The organism is Mycobacterium sp. (genome assembly GCF_049683935.1).
Lineage (GTDB): Bacteria > Actinomycetota > Actinomycetes > Mycobacteriales > Mycobacteriaceae > Mycobacterium.
Genome location: NZ_JBAUJR010000194.1, coordinates 16,424 through 34,138 on the forward strand (window position 1 = coordinate 16,424; position 17,715 = coordinate 34,138).

Here is a 17,715-nt window from a genome sequence, read left to right on the forward strand (position 1 = left end):
TCGCCGTCACGGGATCGACTGGCGGTGCTGTGTCCGTCGGCTCTTGCGGTGATACATCTTGGCGTCGGCTTCGCGAAGCAATTCATCGAACTCGTTCATCGGCCCGTGGGTCCATCCGACGGACGCGGTCAGCGACACCTGCACTGAGTCGCCGTAGCGGCCCGTCAGCGCACGGGTGATGGCCTCCGCCAGTTCGGCGAGATCGGACACGTCGGGATCCGGCACCAGCACGATGAACTCGTCACCACCGAGGCGATAGGTCGTGCTCGGCGCATCGACGACGCGGCTCAGGCTCCGCGCGGCTTCGGCGAGGATGGCATCTCCGGTCGCATGTCCGTGGGTGTCGTTGATGATCTTGAATTCGTCGAGATCGACGTAGATGATCCCAATCGACCCGTCGGGGTGGGTGCCGCGTCGTCTGCTGGTCCAGTCATCGAAGGCGCGACGGTTGTGCAGGCCGGTGAGTGGATCGGTGATGGCCATGCGGGCGAGTTCGGTCGCGGTGTGCCGGCGGGTGGTGATGTCGTCGTACTGCGCGACCACCATGTCCTCTGCGCCGCCCGTTCCACGGACGAGCACCGCGGTGCAGAGCATCCAGACGAAGGTTCCGTCGACACGCACGTACCGGCGCTCCGAGGACACCTTCGTCTCCGCGCCGCTGACCAACAGTTCGAATTCGGCCTCCGACTCACAGATGTCGTCCGGATGGACCAAGCGGCGATAACTCTTCCCGACCACGTCTTCAGCCTGGTAGCCGAGTGCTTTGGACAAGGCCGGATTGACATGCAACAGAACACCATTGGTGTCAAGCATGGCCTTGCCGAAAGGCGCATTGGCCACCATGGCCTGAAACCTGCGCAGGGCCTCGGCGCCGGCCTGCTCTGCTTCGACACGGGCTGTCTCATCGGTGACCACGGCGTAGAACCCGTCGATGACACCTTTGACCGGGTTCGGGATGTAGGTCACCTGTGCATGACGTGTGGCGCCCTGACTGTCGATGAGGGTTCGGCTGAAGGATTGTTCCCGGCCCGCCAGGGCGGCACGAATGTAGGGCAGGTTGAGTTCGTAGATCTCCTCGCCCAGAACGTGGCGCATGTGGCGGCCCGCGACTTGTTGGGGAGTCGTTCCCCAGTACTCGATGTAGGCATCGTTGGCGAACACGTTGCGCTGATGGCGATCCCAGTAACCGATGAGGCCGGGCAGTCGGTCCAGCAGCGATCGCGACCACTGAACGTCCTCGGCGGACTGATCACCCGACGCCACTACCACCCCCCAGGTCCGCCATCCGGTCAGATGAGCCTACCGCCGATGATCGTCGTCGTTCGACGCCAAATCGCCGCCGCGATCAAGCCTCCCGACCTACCTGCTAGCTGGTACAGGTCATTGGCTGCCAGCGTCGATGTGTGGCGGCGGCGGCCGCGGGAGTCTGATGACACCCGATCATCACCTCTTCGCTCAGGAGCACACGACCATGGACGCCAGCACCACGACGCAGAGTACCCACCGATCGCGGCTGCCGGGTCGTATCGCCGCCACGGTCGTGTCTGCCGCTGCGGTGCTGGGGCCGCAGGCCGCGGGAGTGGCCTCGGCCGCCCCTGACCCGTCGTGCTCACCTGTCGAAGTGGTGTTCGCGCGCGGCACCAACGAGGCACCCGGTATCGGCGCAACCGGGCAGGCCTTCGTCGACGCGCTCAACACCCGTCTGGGAGGCGAGCCCGTCGCCGTCGACCCGGTCGACTATCCCGCGTCGCTGGACTTTCAAGCCGCCACCGGCGGGATCGTGGACGCGGGCAACAAGATCGAGTCGATCGCCGCGTCCTGCCCGGACACCAAGATCGTGCTGGGCGGCTACTCGCAGGGTGCTGCCGTGGCCGCCTACACCACATTCGACGCAGTTCCCCCGGGGCTGACGTTGCCCGCCGGACTCGGGCCGATGCCGCCGTCGATCGCCCCCCACGTCGCCGCAGTGGCGCTGTTCGGTACCCCCGACAACTGGTTCCTGAACCTGGTCGACCACAACGCGCCACCGGTCACGGTGGGACCGCTCTACTCGGCCAAGACCATTCAGTTGTGTGCTCCCGGGGACCCGGTCTGCTTCCCTGGTGGCTTCGATCGTGCCGCCCACAGCGCCTACAAGGACAACGGGATGGCCGACCAGGCCGCCGCGTTCACAGTCAACGCTGTGACGTCCGCCGACGCGCACACCACCGACTGACCGGTCACACCACCATCCACAATGCCAGCGAGATCAGGAACACGGTGCCACCGAGCGTGGTCTCCATGACCGTCCAGGTTTTCAGGGTCGTCTTCACATCCATGCCGAAGAAGCGGCTGACGAGCCAGAAGCCTGAGTCGTTGACGTGGGAGAGGACGGTCGCGCCTGCGGCGATCGCGAACACCAGCAGCGAGAGCTGAATGCTGCTGAGGTCAGCTTCGAGGGCGGCGGCGCTGATCAGACCCGCGGTCGTGGTGATCGCCACGGTGGCCGAGCCCTGCGCGACACGGAGCAACGTGGCGATGAGGAAGGCCTGCACGATCAGTGACATGCCCAGGCCTGACAGTGAATCGCTCAGTGCGGCGCCGATGCCGCTCAAACGCAGCACCCCGCCGAACATTCCGCCGGCGCCGGTGATCAGGATGACCGAGCAGACCGGGCCGAGCGCCTTGTCGAAGATGGTGCTCACGTCGGCCATCGAGTGCTCCCGCAGTCCCAGCACGAGCGTGGCCACGATCACCGTGATGAGCAGTGCGACGCTGGTGTTTCCGAGCAGCATCAGGTATTCCGCCCACGTCGCGCCCTCGGCGATGACACCGGCGGTGGTGAGCGTGCTGAGCACGGTGTTGAACGAGATCAACACGAACGGCAGCAGCAGCACGCCGAGCACGGTCGAAAACGCGGGCGCCGAGCGGGTCAGGGTGCTTCCCGCTGCCGAGCCCTGACCGGTCGTGTCGCCGGCGGCTGAGTCGTCGGCAGTGGTGATCTCGCGACCACCGTTCATCTCACCGAACAACGCCTCCGGGACGTCGACGTGCACTCGACGGCCGATGAACTGCGAGACGAGCAGCACGCCGACGTACCACGACAGCACCGCGACCGGGACGCCGATGAGCAGCGTCAGACCGATGTTCGCGCCGAATGCTTCGGCTGCGGCGACGGGTCCGGGATGGGGCGGCACGATCGCATGCATGGCGGCGAAGGCGCCGGCGGCCGGGAGACCGTACAGCAGGAGGGATCCGCCGAAGCGCCGAGCGACCGTCATGATGATCGGCAGGAACACGACAAGCCCGGCATCGAAGAAGATCGGGAAACCGAACAGCAGCGCGGCCACGCCGAGCGCGAGGGGCGCTCGTTTCTCACCGAACCGGCTGATCAATGTGTCGGCGAGTACCTGGGCGCCGCCGGTGAGTTCGAGGAGGCGGCCGATCATCACGCCGAAGCCCACCAACAGCGCCACCGAGCCGATCGTGTTCGAGAAGCCGAAGGATATGGCGCTGGGGACGTCGGCGACCGGGATGCCGGCCGCCAGTGCCGTCAGCACGCTCACCAGCACCAGCGCCACGAAGGCGTGCATGTTCACTTTGATGATGAGGAACAGCAATACGGCGACCGCCGCGGCGGCGATCAAGAGCAGGGTTGTCGTCCCGTATGCCGGATCAATTGCTTCCACGAGGGCTCCAAACTGTCAGTGCCCGGCCAGTTCCGGACGTTTCACGACCCTGAAGTAGGTGGTTCTGACGGTTCATCAGCCCCCCGTTCGATCGCGTGTGATCGACAACGGCGCTGATATACCCATGGCGACGATGAGTGACGCCGTTCCCTGTACCTGCTCCATTGTGCTTGGTGTCACATAGAATGACCTAAAAGGCATACGAATACAAGGTCTACGGACAAATAGCAGGTTTTATCTGGCGGATGTGGCAGGTAAGGCACGATGAATGACGGGTGTGCCGATCGCGCGCACCTACATGACTTGTTGTATCTGGATGAGATTGCCACATGTGTCGTCCAGCACCGCGGTGGACACCGGGCCCATTGCCGTGGGCTCCTGGGTGAAGGCCACCCCGAGATCGCGTAGTCGCTGGTACTCGGCTTGGACGTCGGAGACCGTGAATGCGGTGGCGGGAATGCCGTCGGCCACCAGCGCCTCCTTGAAGGGTTTGGCGGCGGGGTGTTCGTCGGGCTCGAGGACGAGTTCGGTGCCCTCCGGCTCCTCCGGCGACACCACGGTGATCCACCGGTGCTCACCCATCGGCACGTCATGCTTCAGCAGGAAACCCAGCGCCTCTGTGTAGAACTGCAGCGCCCTGTCCTGGTTGTCGACGAACACACTCGTCAGATTTATTCTCATGGTGGTTGTCCTCCAGGGTCTTTGAGCCACCTCCGAACGATCGGTAGGAGTGGCGCGGTGTTGATGTAGTGAAATTTGTAGCGGCCCTCGCGGCGGGTCTCGACAAGGCCGGCAGCCTCGAGGACATCGAGGTGCTGCGAGACCGCCTGGCGCGACGACCCGAGGCCGTGTTTGGTCGCCAGGCGCGCGCAGATCTCGAACAGCGTCTGCCCGCTGCGCTCGGTCAGTTCGTCGAGGATGGTGCGGCGGGTGGGATCGGCCAAGGCCTTGAAGACGTCTCCCACGCGACGACATTAGGCAAGTGGATACTTGCCTGTCAAGCATTCCGGCCGCAGTGGACCCAGTGTCGTGAGGCGGATCGCCGGTCCATGATGGGTGCATGGAGTCGACCCGCGTGGATCGGTGGCTGTGGGCGGTACGGCTGACAAAAACCCGGCCCGACGCGGCATCCGCGTGCCGGGGTGGTCACGTGCGGGTCAACGATCGCCCGGCGAAACCGGCGACGACGGTCTCCCCCGGCGACGAGGTGCGTGCCCGGGTGGGTGAGGTGACACGGATCGTCCAGGTCGTCCGGGTGATCCACAAGCGGGTTGGCGCCGCCGATGCCGTCACCTGCTATCTGGATCGCACCCCCGCGCCTCCACCGACCTCGTCCGTTCCGGTGGCCGCACGAGATCGGGGCGCGGGCAGGCCGACCAAGCGTGATCGGCGGGTCCTGGACAAATGGCGTGCAGCGCAGCGGTGAACTCCGCGACCGCGCAGCGTCCGTATCGGTCGCAGAACTTCTTACGAAGATGTGACCGAGGTGCCCGTACGCGGTGCCGACCGTAACGGCGAATCGTCACATGACGAACTAACCGACGTGGCACCGCTGCGGCGGTGGACCGCTCGCGTTGCGGTGGATGCGAAGCAGTTGCATCCGATCCAGTGAACGACCTGCTGGGCCGCATACCTTTTCGTGAGAAACGGCGCCTCCTTACGCGTCCAGAGAGAACGGCAGAATCAATGAAATTCGTGCACAGTGTGGGGCGTCGGCTGCAAGCCGGCGCCTTGGCGGCCCTGCTGCTGGCGGGCTTGATCACCGTCGGCGGCGGATCGGCGACCGCCGGGGCGTACTCGCGGCCGGGCCTGCCGGTGGAGACGCTGATGGTGCCCTCGGCGGCGATGGGCCGTGACGTCATGGTCAGATTCCAGGGTGGTGGGCCCAAGGCGGTGTACCTGCTCGACGGTCTGCGGGCCCGTGATGACAACAGCGGCTGGGACATCGAGACCGCGGCATTCGAGGACTATTTCGAGTCCGGCCTGTCGGTCGTGATGCCCGTCGGCGGCATGTCGAGCTTCTACACCAACTGGCAGAACCCCGCGGTCGGCAACGGCCGCACTCAGAGCTACCAGTGGGAGACGTTCCTGACCTCTGAACTGCCGGCGTACCTGGCGGCCAACAAGGGAATCTCGACCAGCGGCAACGCAGTCGTCGGTCTGTCGATGGCAGGCAGTGCCGCGCTGATACTGGCCGCGTATCACCCCGGGCTGTTCAGCTACGCGGGGTCGCTGTCGGGGTTCCTGAACCTGTCCGAAGGCATCTGGCCGACGCTGGTCGGCTTCGCGATGCGGGACGCAGGTGGCTTCGATGCGTCCGCGATGTGGGGTCCCGGCGGCGGTCCGGCATGGCAGCGCAACGATCCGACTCTGCAGGCAGGCCGACTGGTGGCCAATGGCACCCGTATCTGGGTGTACACCGGCAACGGCAGGCCCGGCGATCTCGGCGGTGGCGGCGATCTTCCCGGTCAGATCCTCGAGAGCATCACTCAGGACAGCAACCGAGCGTTCCAGGACGCCTACCTGGCTGACGGTGGGAGCAACGCCACGTTCAACTTCCCGCCCAACGGCACCCATGGATGGGGTTACTGGGGTTCGCAGCTCAACGCGATGAAGCCGGACATCCAGCGCACGCTGGGCGCCTGATCCACAGGTGACAGGGCCGGAGCGCGGATGACGTCCGCGTTCCGGCCCGCTGGGTTGTGAACGCCGCGGGCTCAGGTCCCGTCCGGCTCGGCGACATGGGTCTGCCACCGGGCCCGACGCTGCGCAGCAGTCTGCTCCCACCACGGAGGCTGGCCGCGCTCGCCCAGTGCGACCTTGGCGGCATCCACCCCGGCGCGAGCAGTCGACTCGCCGTCGGTCCCCTTGGTACGACGCACTTCTCGGCGCCACGCCATCAGGATTCGGGTGAGTTCAGCTCGCCGGTCTTCGGGTATCGACGGGTCGGTGGCCCGCCAGCGGCGCCCGTCGATGACCACGTGATGTCCGTCTTCGGTGGTCGGCAACTCGCCCATTGGGCAGAGCTTAGTTCTGGGACGCGCCGCCATCGCGGCCCGTTTGGGTCGTCGATGCCTTTGACTGGGCAGATGGGTCAGCAAGTGCGCACCGAATTGAGTCGGATAGTCGACGCCGCCGGCGCCGGGGCCGCCGATGCCCGCGTCGCCCTGGGCGACGGTCCGATCGGGCAGAGACTGGCGGCGGCCGTTCGCGCGCTGGCGATACATCGTGGTCCGGACAGCAGCACCTGCCCGTCAGATGCGGCGCGGATCGTCGGCGGTGAGAATTGGCGCGAGTTGATGGAGAGCGCCCGGGAGGTGGCACGGGAGTTGGCCAGGTCCGGTGACGTCGAGATCACCCAGGGCGGCCGCGTCGTCGATCCCGACAGCGAGTGGCGCGGCCCGATCCGGATCCGCGTCACCCGCCGCGCGCGCTGACACCGGCAGTCACAGCCCTGCTACGTGTTTTCGTCAGTGCACGTCGACCAGGTGTAGCGCTGATCGGAGGTGGAGTGACTGTCACCGAGCATGAACGCGCGGTGGTAGCGGCTCGAACGGCCGATCGTCGCCATCCAGGTGGCGACGGTGCTGGCACGGTTGCGTACCCCGGTGAGCGCGGCGATGTGAATGAAGCCCCACCCCAGCCATCCCGGGAAGCCGGCGATCCGGATCGGGCCGACCTGCAACAGTGCGTGGCCCCGTGAGATGTAGGCCGCGGAACCCAGATCGCGGTAGCGGTATCGTCGGCGAGATTTACCGGTGAGTTCGCGGCGGATGCACGACGCGACATGCAACCCGCCCTGCATCGCGTTCTCGGCGACACCCGGCAGGTCGTCGCGACCGACGAGATCGCCGATCACGAAGATCTCAGGGTGACCGGCGACCGAGAGGTCGGGTTCGACCTCGATTCGGCCGGACCTGTCGGATGGGGCCTCGAGGATCTCGGCCAGGTGCCGGGCAAAGGGTACGGCCTCGACCCCGGCGGTCCAGAGCACCGTGCGCGCCGCGTACTGCTCGTCCGGGCCGCCGGCCTTGGGGGTGACGGTCACGCCGTCCCGACGCACATCGGTGACGTGCACACCGAGTCGCAACTCCACCCCCAGTCGCTGCAGGGTCCGGGCAGCTCTACCCGCCAGTTCCGGCGCAAAGCTCTTCAGCACGCGGTCCCCGCCGTCGAACAGCAACACCCTGGCATCCTCGGGTTCGATGCTGTGGAACTCGTTGGCCAACGTCCGTGTCGCCATCTCCCGGATCTGGCCGGCCAGTTCGACTCCGGTGGGACCGCCGCCGGCGACGGCGAACGTCAGCCAGGCATCGCGGTCGGGACCGGGTGGCAGCGTCTCGGCGATCTCGAATGCCGTGAACAGGCGCTGACGGATGTTCAGTGCGTCGTCGAGTGTCTTCATCCCGGGTGCCCACTGCTCGAACTGCGGGTTGCGGAAATAGGATTGCCGCATACCTGCTGCCACCACGAGCACGTCATAGTCGACCATGAACGTGGATTCGTCGGGTCGGCGCGCTGTCACCCGCCGCGAGTGCGGGTCGAGTTCGAGCGCTTCGCCGAGCAGAGTGGTGATGTTGCGGTGGCGGGCGAACTCCTCCCGCAGTGGCCGGCTGATATGCCCGATGCTGAGTGTGCCTGTGGCGCACTGGTAGAGCAGCGGCTGAAACAGATGGCCGGCCGAGCGATCGATCAGGGTGACGTCGACGTCGGCGCCTCCCAGCCTCTTCGCACAGAACAGTCCACCGAAGCCGCCTCCGATGATCAGCACCCTGGTGCGGTGGTCGGTCATGGGACTCGACGGTAGTCGCCGACGCATCGGGCGGCGTGCTGCGGCCGAAATCTGCTCGACGGATCCTCTGCCGCCGTCGATACTCGTGCTGATGCTGACCCCCGACCAGATCGCGCAGCGAACAGCCCGCGCCGTGGACGCCGCAGCGGCCGCGGGCCGCCATCTCGGGCTACGCGTGACTCACCCACGGGTGCTCTACGACGTGTTCTCGGTGATCGTCCACCTGGCCCCCGCACCCGTGGTGGTGCGGGTGCCGACCGTGCTCCCCCGCTCCTACTCCGCATCGCCCGCACGGCAGGTGGCTCAGCAGCGTGCGGAGCTCTCGGTGGCGGGATGGCTTGCTGATCGCGGCCATCCTGTGGTGGCACCCAGTCCGCTGGTGCCACGCGAACCCGTTCGGCGGGACGGTTTTCAGATGACCTTCTGGAACTATGTCGAGGAGGCGCCGGACGTCGAACTCAGCGTGGGACGCCGCTTCGAGACGACAGCGCGGCTGCACGCCGCGCTCCGCGACTTCGACGACACCCGACTGGGATTCTGGACGCCGTTCAACGACTACATCCCCGACGGTCTGCGCGATCTCGAACAGCGACCGGATCTGCTGAGCGCTGCCGATTGCCAACGGGCACAACAGGAATGGTTGGTGCTGGCTCCCCTGATCGCATCGCGCAGCGATTTCACCGCGGCGTTCCCCGGGGCGGGCGTCCAGACGATCCACGGCGACGCCCCCTTCTACAACCTCATCTGCACCGCAGAAGGTGAGATGTGGTCCGATTTCGAGCTCGTCACGGCGGGTCCGGTCGAGTCGGACCTCGCCATGGCGGGCGCCGAGGGAATCGCCGCATACGACGAGTCCGCGGCGCGGCTCGGACTGCGGCCATCGGACCCGCAACTGCTGCGGGTGACCGAGGCAGCCGCCATGTTGGCGGCGCTGGCCTGTCTGGGGTTGGCGCCGCAGCTGCCGATGCTGGTGGAGGCGTTGAAGCCGGTCGTCGACCAGTGGCGGGCCGCGCCGTCGATCGCGGAAGTCGTCGCGTCCGACAATGAGCACGATGACTGAACCCGACTTTCTGCGACGCACCCGTGAGGGATATGACCGCACCGCGCGTCTTTACGCCGAGCGTTTCCAGCACCACCTCGACGACAAACTCGTGGACCAGGCGATCCTGTCCGCATTCGCAGGACTGGTTCGTCAGGCCGGCAACCGTCGCGTCGCTGATGTCGGCTGTGGCACCGGAGTCGCTACTGCCATCCTGCATGGCCTGGGCGTCGAAGCGTTCGGAATCGATTTGTCTCCCTATATGATTGACGAGGCCGCGCGCCGAAACCCGCGGCTCGTTTTCTCGGTCGGATCGATGTCGAATCTGGACCTACCCGATGCCAGTGTTGGCGGAGTGTGCGCGTGGTATTCGATCATCCACCTTCCCGACGAGGAGCTACCCGCTGCGATGGCCGAGTTCTGGCGGGTGCTCGCCCCGGGCGGGTCGGTGCTTCTGGGCTTTCAGGTCGGCGACGAGCCCAGAGTGTTGACGGCGGCATTCGATCAGGTCGTCGAACTGACTTTTCATCGGCGTCTGCCCGCCGCGGTCTGCGAAGTCCTCGCCGATGCCGGCTTCACCGTGCATGCACAACTCCTCAGAGCACCCGAGGATGACGGGCTCGAATCGACACCGCAGGCGTTTGTGATCGCCCGGAAGCAGTAGACCGATCTCGCTGCCGCGGGTAGGCGGCCAGCACCTGTCGGCCTAGCCTGGACACCGTGTCCGACGAGGATCGTGTCCGCTGGGATCGGCGGTACGCGGACCGCGACGTGGGGTCCACCGATGACGTCGCACTGCCCAAGGTCTTTCGGCCGCACTCCGAGACGTTCCCCGACGCCGGACGCGCACTGGATCTCGGGTGTGGGTCCGGCGGGGTCGCGGTCTGGCTGGCTCAGCGTGGACTGGAGGTCCGGGGATATGACGTGTCCGCGGTGGCCATCACGCAGGCCCGCGAACTGGCTGAGCTATGCGGGGTGGCTTCGCACTGCCGCTTCGAGCAGGTTGATCTCGACGACGGTCTGCCGGCAGGACCTCGGGTGAACCTGGTGATCTGCAACAGATTTCGCGATCGACGCCTGGACCGGCCCATCGTCGCGCGGCTCGTCGACGGCGGACTCCTCGCGATCAGCGCACTCAGCGAAGTCGGTGCCGCACCAGGACGTTTCCGCGCGAAGGCGGGTGAACTGAGACGGGCATTCGACGGCTTGGACGTGATCGCGGAGCGGGAAGCGGACGGGGAGTCGTGGCTGCTGGCCCGCCGCCCGGGTCGTGACGGCTCAACCATCACGTAGCACCGTCGCAGCGGCGATCAGGCAGGATCGGTTCTGTGTCCGCACCGCCTCTGACTCTGCCGGCGCTCCTCGCGCACAGCGTGCGGGAGTTCGGTGAGCACACCTATCTCGTGTCCCCCGACGATCGGCTCTCGTATTCGCAAGCCGATGCCCGTTCCGGTGAACTCGCGCGCTGGTTGCTCGCCGCCGGAGTCGGAAAGGGAACCCGCGTCGGGATGTTCTTCGCCAACGGCACTGAATGGGTGACCTGGTGGCTCGCAGTGTCCCGGGTCGGCGCCGTCGCCGTCCCCCTGAGCACGATGTATCGCCCCGCCGAGATCGCCAAGGTCGTCAGGCTGGCCGACATCGCAGTCCTGGTGGCACCCAGCCGGGTGTTGGACATCGCTGTGGCAGAACGGCTCGAAGCGGCCTTCCCGGAGTTGTCCGGGCACACCGGCGAGCGGTTGGTGTTGTCCGCGGCACCGTTCCTGCGCCGCATAGTCCTGGGCGGGGACGCTCTGCCGATCTGGGCGAGCCGTCACAGCGCTGACGACGCAGACTGCGTACCCGCCGGCATCCTGGCGTCCGCCGAAGCCGAAGTCTCGCCCGCCGATCTCGCGATCATGGTGCACACCTCGGGATCCACCGCCGATCCCAAAGGTGTCCTGCACACCCACGGCACCCTGGTCCGGCAGACGTCGACGTGGCCCGGCGCAATTCGTGCCGTCACCGGTTCGCGGGCCGCGCCGGTGATCCTGTGCGCGATGCCGTTCTTCTGGATCGGCGGCGTGCTGGCCGCCACCGGTGCATTGCACGAACCCGTCACCCTGCTCACGATGCCCAAACTGGATGCCGGAGCTGCGCTTGCACTCGCAGAATCCGAGCGGGCCACCGGGATCGTGGGGTGGCCTGCTTTCACTCAGCGAATGCGGGAGCACCCGAGCTTCGCCGAGCGCGACCTGTCCAGCGCACCGATGTTGCGTGACGGGCCGCTGGACCTCGCCATGACCGATGTGCCCGACGGGTTCCCCATTCACCGCACCATGTCGGAGACGGCGGGGGGCTTCGCCTTCACGGAGACGAAGATCGTCGACGACAGCGGCGTGCCGGTCGATGACGGCACCGTCGGTGAGCTTCTGGTCCGCGGCATCGGCGTGATGGCGGGATACAACAAGCGCGAACGCAGCGACACCTTCGATGCCGACGGGTGGCACCACACCGCAGACCGGGTGTATCGCCGAGCCGACGATCCACGCCTGTTCTACGTCGGCCGCACCGGCGATCTCATCAAGACCTCGGGAGCCAACGTCTCACCGCTGGAGGTCGAGGCGGTGATCGAGGGATTCGACGACGTGGCGCAGTGTGTGGTGGTCGGCATCGATCATGCCGAGCGCGGCGAGGAGGTCTGCGCTGTGCTGGTCCCCGCGATCGAGGACGTCGATGTGGACTCGGTGGCCCGCCGAACGCGCGATGCGTTGTCGTCCTACAAGGTGCCGACCCGCTGGGTGCTCGTGACCAGTGCGCAGATCCCGACCCTGGCCAGCGGCAAACTGGACCGAAAAGCAGTGCGCTCATGGGTCATCGACGCGCAGGCTGGTGACCACACGTCATGATCAATTCTGTCGAGGCAGCAGTTCCTCCACGAAGGACTCGAGGAAGGCCATGCTGCCGACCCCGCCCGCCGGCCTGATCACGAACTTCGTCAGTCCCGCGTCGATGTAGTCATCGAGCTGGCGGTGCAGCTGCGTCCAGCTGCCGGCCACGAGTTCTGCCGGGTCGAGATCGGGTCGCCGCCGTCGAATGGCGGCGAGCACCGGCTCAGGCAGATCGCCGCCACCTACAGCCAGATTGATTCCGAAATGATCCGCCGGCACCGTGCGACCGTGCGCCTGGGCAGCGGCGCCGATCTCGAGTCGCGCCTGCCCGGCCTCGGCGGGAGTCAGGAAGCTGCCCAGCCAGCCGTCGCCGTACGCACCGATGCGCCGGAACCCGGCCGAGGTCGCACCACCGAGCCAGATATCCAGTGGCGCAGCTGTTTTGGGAACTATCTCAACATCGCGGACCGTGAAGAACCGGCCTTCGTAGGTCACCTTGTCGTCGCGCAGAACCGTGCGCAGCAGTTTCAGTGATTCGTCGAACACCGCCGCGCGCTGCCCGTCGGGAACCTCGAACAGGTCGCGTTCGGCGGGCATGGCGGACCGCAAGCCGAAAACCGGAAGGACCCTCTTCGGTGCGAGCGCCGCGAGGGAAGCCAGCTGTTTGGCGACCAGCACCGGGTGGCGGCCGGGTAGCACCGCCACCGAGGTGCCCACCTTCAGCTTCGTGGTCCGGGCCAACGCATAGGCCATGCCGACGAAGGGATCCACCGCGGGCGAGTAGACGAGTTCGGAGAACCACAGCGAGTCGATGCCGGTGTTCTCCAGGTGATCCACCACCCCGGGCAGCGCGTCAGGGGCGACGTCCGCACCGAGGCTCACTCCGAACCGAATCTTCACGCCTGCCTCCTGATCTGGCCTGTGCCTCTGGCCAACGCGCGCACGACGCCTTTTGTGCCCAGCGCCCGCCGTCCGGCCGTCTGCGCCCGGCGGTGAAAGGATGTCGCACGTGGCAGAGCGCATCACGTTTCCCAGTAGCAGTGGTCCGGCCCTGGCGGGTCTGGTAGACCCTCCCGAGGGCGACGTCCGTGGGTGGGGTGTGTTCGCCCACGGGTTCACCCTCGGCAAGGACTGCCCCGCCGCGAGCAGGATGTGCAAGCAATTCGCCGTCGACGGTATCGGCATGCTGCGTTTCGACAACCTCGGGCTGGGCCAGTCCGCAGGTGACTGGGGTGACGGGTCGTTCTCCCACAAAGTCGCCGACACCGCGCGAGCGGTGCAGTTCATGAACGAATCGGGCCGCGAGGTCCGTCTTCTCGTCGGGCACTCCTTCGGCGGAGCCGCAGTGATAGCCGCCGCGCACGACTGCCCGACGGTGGCCGCGGTCGCCAGCGTCGGCGCGCCCTATGAACCCGCCCACGTGGAACACACGTACGACGCTCTCCTGCACCGGATCGAGGCGGAGGGCGAGGCGCAGTTCATGATCGGCGGCAAGGCCCTCACGCTGCGACGACACTTCATCGACGATGTAAGGGCTGCCGACCTGCGTGAGCGGATCAAGACCCTGCGCCGCGCCCTGCTCGTCATGCACTCGCCCACTGACAACACCGTCGGCATCGCCAACGCCAGCGAGATCTTCCGGGCCGCCAGGCATCCCCGTAGCTTCGTGTCGCTCGAGGGTGCCGACCACCTCCTCACCGAGAAGAATCAGGCGGCACGGGCGGCCCGGATCATCAGCGCCTGGGCCGACCCGTACCTCTGACTCTGTCGATCAGTCGTCGCTGCCGGAGTCCGAACCCGAGTCGCTCTTCTTCGAATCGGAGTCGCTGCTCTTCGAAGGAGCGGTCGAATCAGTCGATTCGTCCGACTTCGTGCTGGGCTTCTTGAAGCTGTCGCTGAGCTTGGAGATGCTCGTGTTGATCCTGTCCTGCACCCTCTTCATCGAGTCGCTGACGGTGCTCGGCTTGCGGTGCTTGGGTCCGGTCGAGACCGAATCCAGCTCGGTGTCGTCTTCGACGACGGTCACTTCCGGCACCGACAGCGACTGCGTCGCCTCCTCGGATTCGGTCGCCTCGACCTGCTCCACCGCTGCCGTCACGGGGGCGGGCTCGGTGGTGTCGGGGTCTTCCAGGACCGGGCCGGGAATCGGCTTGTTGTCCGGATTGGGGACGAAGGGTGCGCAGATCGCGCACTGGGTGCCCAGCACGAACGGGTTGAAGTCGGTGTTCAGTCCGTTGCCGATGCTGACCAGACTTCCGGTGACCAGTTCCGGGGTCACCGGCTTGACCTCGGTGAAGTCCGGGGTCTTGGTCAGGCTGTTGTAGAAGCTGGTGAACGGCGCGGCGGGATCGAGCTTCACGTTCTGGCCGGACCACGGGACCTCGGGTCCGTCTTCGTCCTTGACGTAGCACTGGCCGTCCTCGCTGCAGGTGATCCCGGCGCGGGTCTCGGGGAAGGTGTATCCCTCTGGCGAAAACAGTGCGACAACATTTCGAAGATCAAACATTTTGCTCAGAATGCTTGTCGGGTCATCGCACGCTCCGACACCGGTTCCGGTGCAGCCGGTGGACATCGGTAGCTGGGAGGCGGCGATCGCGGCGACCATGTTGCCCAGCGGCACCGACAGCGCGGGAAAGGGAACCAGCAGATTGGTGATCGCCTGGTACCGGGACGGGTCGGCGGGATCTGTCCCGAGAATGTTGGTCTGGCTGTACACCCACCAGCTGCCCGTGTAGCGCAGATTCCTGCCGAGCCCGACCACGTTGCCTTCGGGTTGCGTCAGGGTCACGCCCTCGTAGGTCGGCTGGAAGTCGAAGTCACCGTTCGGGTCCGACCCCAGCTGAACGTTGCCCTCTCCCAACGCATTGAAGAAATTGAAGGGGGTATTCGCCAGGGCGATGAACAAGTTGGCGGGAATGTTGAAGACGTTGGTGCTGTCGGCGGTGGGGACGAACGGCGTCGCCGACGGCAGGCCCGTCAGCTCGTTGCACAGGACGCTGGTCTCGCCCTGGGCGCAGCTCTGCGCTGCGGCGACGAGGCTGACGTCCCAGCTCGCCGTGCGCGGTTCGGGTTGGGGTGTGACGGCCGGGGTCGCGGAGATGACGCCGGCTCCCACGAGCGCGACGCCCGCGGTCACATAGGAACGTGCGGTTGTGGGCATGAGGTGCCTCCATGTTGCTGTGCTGACCCCGACCGGCACAAAACGTATCCATAATGTGACCGTCTGTCTACCTGATGGCGCCGTCGTGTCACGCAAAGGTCATTTGCTGACGGTTGCGTCAGTTAATTTTTTGCCTGGAATCAGCAAACTGCATGGAGACACACCGGCAGTTCCGGGCACACGTCACCCCCTGCAGTGGAGAGGGGCTGAACCCCTCAGCTGCCGCCTTCCTCCGCCGGCAGCGGAGGAGGCAAGGGCGTCGTCGCGGTCGGGGTCGCCTCCGGCGCCTGGCTCGGCGTCGCGGTGCCACCCGATCGGTGGAAGTCGGTCATCGTCTCGTCGCGGATTACGCGCTCTCCCACACTGATCACCAGCGCCGTCGACGTCACCATGTAGTCGATTCCGTCGTTGGTGGCGGTGAAGGCACCGTCCGAGGACCGTGACGCGGGTCTGATGAGCCTGGCGCCATCGCGCACCCGGACGCCCCGATACTGCAGATCACCGTCTGAGCTCTGGCAGATCGCCACCCGCGAGCTCGCCGTACTGCCGAACACGACGACCGTGTCCGGAGGCGTGCATCGCGCAGTCGAGTTGAGGTATCCCTGACTGTCGAAGGGGGGCGCCGATGTCGCCGACGGCGCTGAGACGACGAGGAGGGCGGAACAGACGGCGGTGGTCACAGCCGCACGGCGAGAGATCTTGCGGAAGGTGGACATCACCTTCCACCAGACCACGTCCGGGCTGATCACGGGTACTCCGACCATCGATGAACACAGCATCGTTCACGCTTCGAGACCGGACCGTAATGACTTGACGGGTTGTGGCGATGAAATTGACGATGACTGAAACTCCTCGGCGGCGGCGCGGTGTCGCGGCCTCATGCCACGCGGTTGTCGCCACCATGCTGACGGCACTGACCCTGACCACAGCTCTGGTACTGGGCGGTGCTTCGGCGGGCACCGCCCAGGCCGCGCCACCGCAACTGGTGGCCAAGGACTTCTCCAAGCCGGCGATCGTCATCCTCGGCTACGGACTCAAACCGGACGGCACCATGCGTCTGATCCTGCACACCCGGGTTCTCGCGGGTCTGGCTGTCGCGCAGATCTTCCCGCAGGCGCCCATCATCGTCACCGGCGGCAACCCCCGCAACGGAAACACCGAAGCCGAGCAGATGGGCAAGATGCTGCGGCTCTACGGAACTCCTCGCGAGCGGATCATCCTGGAGGAGCGGGCGAACAGCACCGTGCAGAACGCCGCCTTCTCGGTTCCGCTGGCCAAGCAGGCCGACACTTCGGGAATCATCCTGATCACCTCGTCGTCGCATCAGGACCGTGCTGACGGAAACTTCGCCGATGCCGGCGGCAATGTGCTGGCCACGGTGAGCTTTCCGGACCAGAATCCCTCGATCAACATCGCCCAGTTCGTCCGGGACGTGATCAGCCCGTTCGTCGCGATCAGCTAGTGGGCTAACGTCGGCGGGTGTGGACGCTGAACTGCAGTCGCGCCCGCACCGGTGGGGACTGGGAGCCTTCCTGGTCGTCGAACTGGTGTACCTGCTGTCGGCATTTTCGCTGGCGTTCCTGCTGGGTGGTCGGGGGTCGCCGCAGATTCTGACGGTGGTCGTGGTCGTCGCAGTGCCCACACTCCTGGCGGCCGCGTTGGCGATGCTGATCACCACGATCCGGGGTAACGGTCCGCGCTGCGACCTGAAGCTCCAATGGTCATGGCGTAGTGCGGGATCGGGGCTGCTCTTCGGAATCGGCGGCCTGTTCCTGACGGTGCCCGCATCGTTCCTCTGGGTGGCCGTCGCAGGCGAGGACGCGAACTCCGCGGCGGGGGACGTGTTCGGCGGAGTGCGCGGTACCTGGGCGTGGGCCGTCGTCGTGTTCATCGTCATCGTCGTCGTCGCCCCGTTCTGCGAGGAGATCCTCTACCGCGGCTTGCTGTGGGGTGCGGTGGAGCGGCGCTGGGGACGTTGGGTGGCGCTGGGCGTCACCACCGTGGTGTTCGCGATCGCCCACCTCGAATGGACCCGGGCCCCGCTGCTGCTCGTAGTGGCGCTCCCGATCGGGCTGGCCAGGCTCTACACCGGCAATCTGACGGCGAGCATCGTCGCCCACCAAGTCACCAATCTGCTCCCCGGGCTGGTGCTGATGTTCACCGTCGCCGGCGCCGTGCCCGCGGGGTGA

General features: G+C 66.3%; 20 protein-coding genes. 11 read left to right on the plus strand and 9 right to left on the minus strand.

The genetic code is table 11. The features are described 5' to 3' along the window. Positions 1 to 6: 6 nt before the first annotated feature. Positions 7 to 1,263, minus strand: coding sequence for a sensor domain-containing diguanylate cyclase (locus WA965_RS10880; RefSeq protein ID WP_526294168.1), 1,257 nt, complete (start codon positions 1,261 to 1,263; stop codon positions 7 to 9). A gap of 208 nt (positions 1,264 to 1,471) precedes the next feature. Between WA965_RS10880 and WA965_RS10885 the strand changes: the two genes are divergently transcribed. Continuing rightward, positions 1,472 to 2,215 (plus strand): cutinase family protein, encoded by a 744-nt coding sequence (locus WA965_RS10885; RefSeq protein ID WP_526294196.1) that lies wholly within the window; start codon positions 1,472 to 1,474, stop codon positions 2,213 to 2,215. A gap of 4 nt (positions 2,216 to 2,219) precedes the next feature. Here WA965_RS10885 and WA965_RS10890 read toward each other — a convergent pair whose 3' ends face one another. The 3 genes from WA965_RS10890 to WA965_RS10900 form a co-directional block, all read right to left on the minus strand. Further along, on the minus strand, positions 2,220 to 3,668 hold the full coding sequence (locus WA965_RS10890) for a GntP family permease (protein ID WP_526294169.1): 1,449 nt from the start codon (positions 3,666 to 3,668) through the stop codon (positions 2,220 to 2,222). A gap of 294 nt (positions 3,669 to 3,962) precedes the next feature. Next, positions 3,963 to 4,349 (minus strand): VOC family protein, encoded by a 387-nt coding sequence (locus WA965_RS10895; RefSeq protein ID WP_526294170.1) that lies wholly within the window; start codon positions 4,347 to 4,349, stop codon positions 3,963 to 3,965. Beyond that, the gene (locus tag WA965_RS10900) at positions 4,346 to 4,633 is read right to left on the minus strand and encodes an ArsR/SmtB family transcription factor (protein WP_526294171.1); all 288 of its coding nucleotides are present in this window, start codon (positions 4,631 to 4,633) and stop codon (positions 4,346 to 4,348) included. The genes WA965_RS10895 and WA965_RS10900 overlap by 4 nt, the downstream gene beginning before the upstream one ends. A 95-nt stretch (positions 4,634 to 4,728) precedes the next feature. Between WA965_RS10900 and hslR the strand changes: the two genes are divergently transcribed. Further along, positions 4,729 to 5,094 (plus strand): Hsp15 family ribosome-associated heat shock protein, encoded by a 366-nt coding sequence (gene hslR, locus WA965_RS10905; protein WP_178360243.1) that lies wholly within the window; start codon positions 4,729 to 4,731, stop codon positions 5,092 to 5,094. A gap of 260 nt (positions 5,095 to 5,354) precedes the next feature. Beyond that, a complete protein-coding gene (locus WA965_RS10910; protein ID WP_526294172.1) occupies positions 5,355 to 6,314 on the plus strand; it encodes an alpha/beta hydrolase in 960 nt (319 codons plus the stop codon). A gap of 71 nt (positions 6,315 to 6,385) precedes the next feature. Here WA965_RS10910 and WA965_RS10915 read toward each other — a convergent pair whose 3' ends face one another. After that, positions 6,386 to 6,685, minus strand: coding sequence for a hypothetical protein (locus WA965_RS10915; RefSeq protein ID WP_526294173.1), 300 nt, complete (start codon positions 6,683 to 6,685; stop codon positions 6,386 to 6,388). A gap of 72 nt (positions 6,686 to 6,757) precedes the next feature. On the opposite strand from WA965_RS10915, the gene WA965_RS10920 reads away from it, so the two are divergent. Then, complete coding sequence (locus tag WA965_RS10920) at positions 6,758 to 7,105, plus strand: DUF3253 domain-containing protein (protein ID WP_526294174.1); 348 nt, start codon at positions 6,758 to 6,760, stop codon at positions 7,103 to 7,105. A 20-nt stretch (positions 7,106 to 7,125) separates the two neighbouring features. On the opposite strand, the gene WA965_RS10925 is transcribed toward WA965_RS10920, so the two are convergent. Beyond that, positions 7,126 to 8,460, minus strand: a complete 1,335-nt coding sequence (locus WA965_RS10925; RefSeq protein WP_526294175.1) for an NAD(P)/FAD-dependent oxidoreductase — start codon at positions 8,458 to 8,460, stop codon at positions 7,126 to 7,128. On the opposite strand from WA965_RS10925, the gene WA965_RS10930 reads away from it, so the two are divergent. Genes WA965_RS10930 through WA965_RS10945 form a run of 4 tightly spaced genes read left to right on the plus strand, consistent with a single transcriptional unit; the run spans position 8,429 to position 12,384 of the window. Continuing rightward, complete coding sequence (locus tag WA965_RS10930) at positions 8,429 to 9,520, plus strand: aminoglycoside phosphotransferase/kinase family protein (protein ID WP_526294176.1); 1,092 nt, start codon at positions 8,429 to 8,431, stop codon at positions 9,518 to 9,520. The genes WA965_RS10925 and WA965_RS10930 overlap by 32 nt on opposite strands. Continuing rightward, a complete protein-coding gene (locus WA965_RS10935) occupies positions 9,513 to 10,163 on the plus strand; it encodes a class I SAM-dependent DNA methyltransferase (protein ID WP_526294177.1) in 651 nt (216 codons plus the stop codon). The genes WA965_RS10930 and WA965_RS10935 overlap by 8 nt, the downstream gene beginning before the upstream one ends. A 56-nt stretch (positions 10,164 to 10,219) precedes the next feature. After that, positions 10,220 to 10,792 carry a class I SAM-dependent methyltransferase gene (locus WA965_RS10940; protein ID WP_526294178.1) on the plus strand — a complete coding sequence of 191 codons (573 nt, stop codon included), beginning with the start codon at positions 10,220 to 10,222 and terminating at the stop codon, positions 10,790 to 10,792. 35 nt (positions 10,793 to 10,827) lie between these two features. Continuing rightward, positions 10,828 to 12,384, plus strand: coding sequence for a class I adenylate-forming enzyme family protein (locus WA965_RS10945; protein ID WP_526294179.1), 1,557 nt, complete (start codon positions 10,828 to 10,830; stop codon positions 12,382 to 12,384). Here the strand turns inward: WA965_RS10945 and WA965_RS10950 are convergent, their stop codons facing one another. Continuing rightward, positions 12,385 to 13,266 (minus strand): TIGR03854 family LLM class F420-dependent oxidoreductase, encoded by an 882-nt coding sequence (locus WA965_RS10950; protein ID WP_526294180.1) that lies wholly within the window; start codon positions 13,264 to 13,266, stop codon positions 12,385 to 12,387. A gap of 109 nt (positions 13,267 to 13,375) precedes the next feature. Between WA965_RS10950 and WA965_RS10955 the strand changes: the two genes are divergently transcribed. Further along, positions 13,376 to 14,128, plus strand: a complete 753-nt coding sequence (locus WA965_RS10955) for an alpha/beta hydrolase family protein (protein ID WP_526294181.1) — start codon at positions 13,376 to 13,378, stop codon at positions 14,126 to 14,128. Positions 14,129 to 14,137: 9 nt separating this feature from the next. Here the strand turns inward: WA965_RS10955 and WA965_RS10960 are convergent, their stop codons facing one another. Both WA965_RS10960 and WA965_RS10965 read right to left on the minus strand, forming a co-directional pair. Next, a complete protein-coding gene (locus WA965_RS10960; RefSeq protein WP_526294182.1) occupies positions 14,138 to 15,526 on the minus strand; it encodes a hypothetical protein in 1,389 nt (462 codons plus the stop codon). 215 nt (positions 15,527 to 15,741) lie between these two features. After that, positions 15,742 to 16,242, minus strand: a complete 501-nt coding sequence (locus WA965_RS10965; protein WP_526294197.1) for a hypothetical protein — start codon at positions 16,240 to 16,242, stop codon at positions 15,742 to 15,744. 122 nt (positions 16,243 to 16,364) lie between these two features. On the opposite strand from WA965_RS10965, the gene WA965_RS10970 reads away from it, so the two are divergent. Beyond that, complete coding sequence (locus tag WA965_RS10970) at positions 16,365 to 16,988, plus strand: YdcF family protein (RefSeq protein ID WP_526294183.1); 624 nt, start codon at positions 16,365 to 16,367, stop codon at positions 16,986 to 16,988. A gap of 19 nt (positions 16,989 to 17,007) precedes the next feature. Beyond that, entirely contained in the window at positions 17,008 to 17,715 is a 708-nt protein-coding gene (locus tag WA965_RS10975) for a CPBP family intramembrane glutamic endopeptidase (protein WP_526294184.1), read from the plus strand.

What these genes read in the sequence shown, in the direction of transcription:
- WA965_RS10885 (WP_526294196.1), top strand. Translation starts at nt 1,472, where the DNA reads ATGGACGCCAGCACCACGACGCAGAGTACCCACCGATCGCGGCTGCCG.
- WA965_RS10895 (WP_526294170.1), bottom strand. Translation starts at nt 4,349, where the DNA reads ATGAGAATAAATCTGACGAGTGTGTTCGTCGACAACCAGGACAGGGCG.
- hslR (WP_178360243.1), top strand. Translation starts at nt 4,729, where the DNA reads ATGGAGTCGACCCGCGTGGATCGGTGGCTGTGGGCGGTACGGCTGACA.
- WA965_RS10910 (WP_526294172.1), top strand. Translation starts at nt 5,355, where the DNA reads ATGAAATTCGTGCACAGTGTGGGGCGTCGGCTGCAAGCCGGCGCCTTG.
- WA965_RS10915 (WP_526294173.1), bottom strand. Translation starts at nt 6,685, where the DNA reads ATGGGCGAGTTGCCGACCACCGAAGACGGACATCACGTGGTCATCGAC.
- WA965_RS10920 (WP_526294174.1), top strand. Translation starts at nt 6,758, where the DNA reads ATGGGTCAGCAAGTGCGCACCGAATTGAGTCGGATAGTCGACGCCGCC.
- WA965_RS10930 (WP_526294176.1), top strand. Translation starts at nt 8,429, where the DNA reads ATGATCAGCACCCTGGTGCGGTGGTCGGTCATGGGACTCGACGGTAGT.
- WA965_RS10925 (WP_526294175.1), bottom strand. Translation starts at nt 8,460, where the DNA reads ATGACCGACCACCGCACCAGGGTGCTGATCATCGGAGGCGGCTTCGGT.
- WA965_RS10935 (WP_526294177.1), top strand. Translation starts at nt 9,513, where the DNA reads ATGACTGAACCCGACTTTCTGCGACGCACCCGTGAGGGATATGACCGC.
- WA965_RS10960 (WP_526294182.1), bottom strand. Translation starts at nt 15,526, where the DNA reads ATGCCCACAACCGCACGTTCCTATGTGACCGCGGGCGTCGCGCTCGTG.
- WA965_RS10965 (WP_526294197.1), bottom strand. Translation starts at nt 16,242, where the DNA reads ATGTCCACCTTCCGCAAGATCTCTCGCCGTGCGGCTGTGACCACCGCC.
- WA965_RS10970 (WP_526294183.1), top strand. Translation starts at nt 16,365, where the DNA reads ATGACTGAAACTCCTCGGCGGCGGCGCGGTGTCGCGGCCTCATGCCAC.